6 protein-coding genes and 1 riboswitch are annotated in these 4,096 nt (G+C 52.2%); of the genes, 4 read left to right on the forward strand and 2 right to left on the reverse strand.

The genetic code is table 11. The features are described 5' to 3' along the window. The coding region (locus D6694_05195) for a molybdenum cofactor guanylyltransferase (protein RMH45053.1) at positions 1-64 on the reverse strand (64 nt) is incomplete at its 3' end. Between the two features lie 3 nt (positions 65-67). Continuing rightward, positions 68-1,039 (reverse strand): GTP 3',8-cyclase MoaA, encoded by a 972-nt coding sequence (gene moaA, locus D6694_05200; GenBank protein ID RMH45049.1) that lies wholly within the window; start codon positions 1,037-1,039, stop codon positions 68-70. Then, a riboswitch (molybdenum cofactor riboswitch) is annotated at positions 1,031-1,171 on the reverse strand. It overlaps the preceding gene by 9 nt. A gap of 100 nt (positions 1,172-1,271) precedes the next feature. Here moaA and moeB point away from each other — a divergent pair. The 4 genes from moeB to D6694_05220 form a co-directional block, all read left to right on the forward strand. Beyond that, on the forward strand, positions 1,272-2,036 hold the full coding sequence (gene moeB, locus D6694_05205; GenBank protein ID RMH45054.1) for a molybdopterin-synthase adenylyltransferase MoeB: 765 nt from the start codon (positions 1,272-1,274) through the stop codon (positions 2,034-2,036). A 75-nt stretch (positions 2,037-2,111) separates the two neighbouring features. Continuing rightward, positions 2,112-2,627: a ferredoxin-type protein NapF gene (napF, locus tag D6694_05210; GenBank protein RMH45050.1), complete on the forward strand. Its 516-nt coding sequence runs from the start codon at positions 2,112-2,114 to the stop codon at positions 2,625-2,627. Further along, a complete protein-coding gene (locus D6694_05215) occupies positions 2,624-2,929 on the forward strand; it encodes a glutamate synthase (GenBank protein ID RMH45051.1) in 306 nt (101 codons plus the stop codon). The genes napF and D6694_05215 overlap by 4 nt, the downstream gene beginning before the upstream one ends. A gap of 10 nt (positions 2,930-2,939) precedes the next feature. Continuing rightward, on the forward strand, positions 2,940-4,096 hold a 1,157-nt coding region (locus D6694_05220), incomplete at its 3' end, for a twin-arginine translocation signal domain-containing protein (protein RMH45052.1).

A 4,096-nucleotide genomic window follows, 5' to 3' on the forward strand; every position in this document is an offset into this window, starting at 1 on the left:
TCAGCAGGCTTTTGTCTTGCCCCATACGCCGAGAACGGCCACCTGCGAGTACCACGCCGAGCATGGTTCATCCCCCAATCATGGCCAGTTGTTTGGTCATCCCAGTACGCCCCTGATGTAATTGATGACCTTCAGACTTACGTTGCAAAAGCGCGAGAATCTGTGCTTTCAGTTGCGAAAGTTGCGCGTCGTTTTGCATGAAGTGGCGCAGCGAATGTCCTTCCGAGGCAAACAAGCACAGGTGCAAATTCCCCTCTGAACTGATGCGCAACCGATTGCAGCGCCGACAAAAATCGGGACTATAGGGCATGATAAGGCCGATGCGGCCGGCGTAATCCGGATGGACCATTTCCACGGCAGGCCCTGATGTGGGGCTCCTGGCCACTTCTCGCCAGCCGAGCGTGTATAATTTGTCGCGTACGAGTGCGCCGCTGACGTGGTGACGCTTGAAATAGGCCAGGTTGTCGCTTGTTTGCATGAGCTCAATGAAACGAATACTAATTGGCGTATCCTTGATCCACGCGAGAAATTGATCAAGCTGATGATCATTCCACCCGCGCAGTAAAACGCTGTTGACCTTAACTTTGAGCCCTAAGCTTAGGGCTTTGTCTATACCCTCCAGAACTTCGCGCAGACGATTGTGGCCAGTGAGCGACTGAAAAAGTCGTGCATCGAGACTGTCCACACTGACGTTCAGCGCGTCCAACCCGGCCTCGACCCAGCCAGAAACTTTTTGCGGCAGCTTGTAGCCGTTGGTTGTCAGCGCAATGGTTTTCAGTCCGTCCAGTGCCCGAAGGCGTGCAATGATTTCAATAAGATCGCGACGGATGGATGGTTCTCCACCAGTCAGACGAATTTTTTGGATGCCAAGTTGGGTGAACGCGGTTGCCACTCTTCCAATTTCTTCGAGCGACATCTCATTGCGTGTTCGCTCGCACTGGTAGCCGTCAGGTAGGCAGTATTGGCAGCGAAAATTGCACACATCAGTCACCGACAACCGAAGGTAGGTAAACTGGCGACCGAAGGCATCGCTTAACATAAATTTCTCCTTTCCAATGAAGCCAATGCTTCGGGAGGCACGGGAATTTCTTCCAGCACCCGGCGCGTGACGCGCGGCGTGCCGCCATGGCCGGTGGCTTTAGGTCAAGCACGCTCGGAGTGATTTCATACCAGATACTATAGTCTGTGCTTTTGGAATTGATTTGATCTATATCAACTTTATGACAATGTCATGCCCGCAAAATGTTTGTCGTGGCTATCGTCGGATGGGGATGAAGGTGGATTGGACATCGGAGCGATTGAACCGTTATGCACGTCAGGTCAATTTGACAGGGTTTGATTTGGAAGGGCAAGAGCGCCTGTACGCGGCACATGTGCTGGTGATTGGGGCAGGTGGACTTGGCTGTGCGGCGGCACAATATCTGGCATCGACTGGTGTCGGCACAATCAGCCTTGTCGATCCGGATAGTATTGAAGCCAGCAATCTGCATCGACAGATTTTGTATCGATCTGATGACATTGGACGACCGAAAGTGGAAGTGGCGGCACGTGTGTTACAAACGATGAACCCCGATATTCTAGTACACACCTATCAAACACGTTTTGAGGCCGCCTGGTTCGAACAATATGGCGAGAAAGTCGATGTGGTGGTGGATGCCACGGACAATCGTCAAAGCCGTGAAATCATCCATCAACAATGCCGCCAACGTTTAATCCCGTTGATTATGGGGGCGGCAATACGGCTGGAAGGGCAGATTTCGGTCTTTACGCATCAAGCGGGGGCGCCATGTTTTGCATGCTTGACACAATTGTTTGGCGAGACCGAATTAAGCTGTGTCGAAGCGGGTGTGATGCCTGCCGTGGTGGGCACCATTGGCAGCTTGCAGGCGCTAGAGGCGGTGAAATTGATTCTTGGATGGCCAACAATGTCCGCAGGCGAGCTGCTGCTTTTTGATGGCCGCACGAGCGAGTTCAGAGTGCTCAAAATCGCGCGTATGCCTCATTGTCCTGTCTGCGGCCACGAGATCGATAGTTAAATTGATCTGAGTCAAGGGAAAAAATCGCGCGAAGCGTAGCCTAGAATCCATAGAAAATTTGTGGACTTTGGGCGAATGGTGAACTACGCACGTCGGCGACTATTCCGAATGTCATGGCAGACGCAGTGTTCACGCGGCGTCACACCGATGCGTCCACCGTGGTCATTGCCTGAAGCACAATTTATCGAGGCTTGCCATCGTTGCCACGCCTGTATTGAGGCTTGCCCTGAAGGCGTCATTGTCTCGGGTGATGGCGGTTTTCCTGAGGTCCGGTTTGATCGTGGTGGATGTACCTTTTGTGGCATGTGCGCGCAAGCATGCCCATCTGGCGCGATCGATAGACAAAAACAGGCGACGCCGTGGCACCTGGTAGCCTCGATTTCGCAAGACTGCCTCGCAAAAACAGGTGTGGCTTGCGAAAGCTGCCGCGATGTGTGTGATGTTCGCGCCATCCGCTTTACCCCCAAACTGGGCGGCTGGCCTGTTCCCCATGTGGATACGGAAGCCTGCAACGGGTGCGGGTTTTGTGTGTCCGTTTGTCCGGTCAACGCGGTGGCAATGACATCAACCATAGAGGAGCCCGAGGAATGAACGATACCGTCAATATTGTTGGCGTTTTGGTCCACTGTGCACCGGAAAACACAGAGTCGGTGGCACAGCGTTTGAAAAGTATTGTGGGCGTTGAGGTGCATGCGCAGGATGACAAAGGTCACATTGTGGTGACCGTGGATGAATCTGAAAGCGACGGGACAGCTGTAGAGCAACTGGAAAAGATTCATCGTATGGACGGCGTTTTGTGTGCCGCGCTCACATACCATCACGTGGAAGACCGGCAACGGCTGGATGAACCAATGCCAGTCGATGAACCAAATTCACCCAGTATAGCGCTATGAGGAGATAGCCATGAGTTTGACGCGACGCGACTTCATTAAAGCACAGGCGGCTACTGCAACGGCTGTGGCTGCAGGCATGTCTATGAAAACGCTGGCCACCAATGTGACCACTGAACGGAAAAAGACCGAAATTCGTTGGGACAAGGCACCATGCCGTTTTTGTGGCACTGGGTGTGGTGTGCTGGTAGGGGTGCGCGATGGCAAAGTCGTAGCCACACAAGGTGATCCGCAAGCCCCAGTGAATCGAGGATTGAACTGTATTAAAGGGTATTTCCTGTCGAAAATCATGTATGGGAAGGATCGGCTCACCCAGCCTTTGCTGCGCAAGAAAAATGGACGTTATGACAAAAACGGAGAGTTCGAGCCAGTCAGCTGGGATGAAGCCTTCGACGTGATGGAACAGCAGTTTAAAAAAGCGCTGAAAGAAAAGGGGCCGACTGCGGTCGGTATGTTTGGTTCTGGCCAATGGACAATTTGGGAAGGTTACGCTGCAGTCAAATTAATGAAAGCAGGCTTCCGCTCGAACAACATTGATCCCAACGCACGTCATTGCATGGCGTCCGCCGTTGGCGCTTTCATGAGAGCATTCGGCATGGATGAGCCAATGGGATGTTACGACGACATCGAAAAGGCAGATGCGTTTGTGCTTTGGGGTTCAAACATGGCGGAAATGCACCCTATCTTGTGGAGTCGGGTGTCAGATCGCCGGTTGAGTGAGCCTAGCGTTAAAGTGGCGGTGATGTCGACCTTCGAAAACCGTTGTTTTGATTTGGCAGATATCGACATCGTCTTCAAGCCGCATACGGATTTGGTGATTGCCAACTATATTGCGAACTACATTATTCAGTCCGGCAATGTGAACCATGATTTCTTGAAAAAGCACGTTAACATCCGCAAGGGCGTGACAGACATTGGTTATGGTTTGCGCCCTGAGCATCCGCTAGAGAGAAAAGCCAAAAACCCGGGCAATGGTGGCTCAAGCCCGATGACCTTCGAGGAATACAAGGCATTCGTTGCCAAGTATGATCTCGATTACACGCACCAAATGACCGGAGTGCCGAAGCATAAACTAGAAGCCCTAGCCAAGCTTTATGCTGATCCGAAGATTAAGGTGGTGTCTTTCTGGACCATGGGTATGAATCAGCACACCCGTGGTGTTTGGATAAA

The sequence above is a fragment of the Gammaproteobacteria bacterium genome, assembly GCA_003696665.1.
Taxonomy (GTDB): domain Bacteria; phylum Pseudomonadota; class Gammaproteobacteria; order Enterobacterales.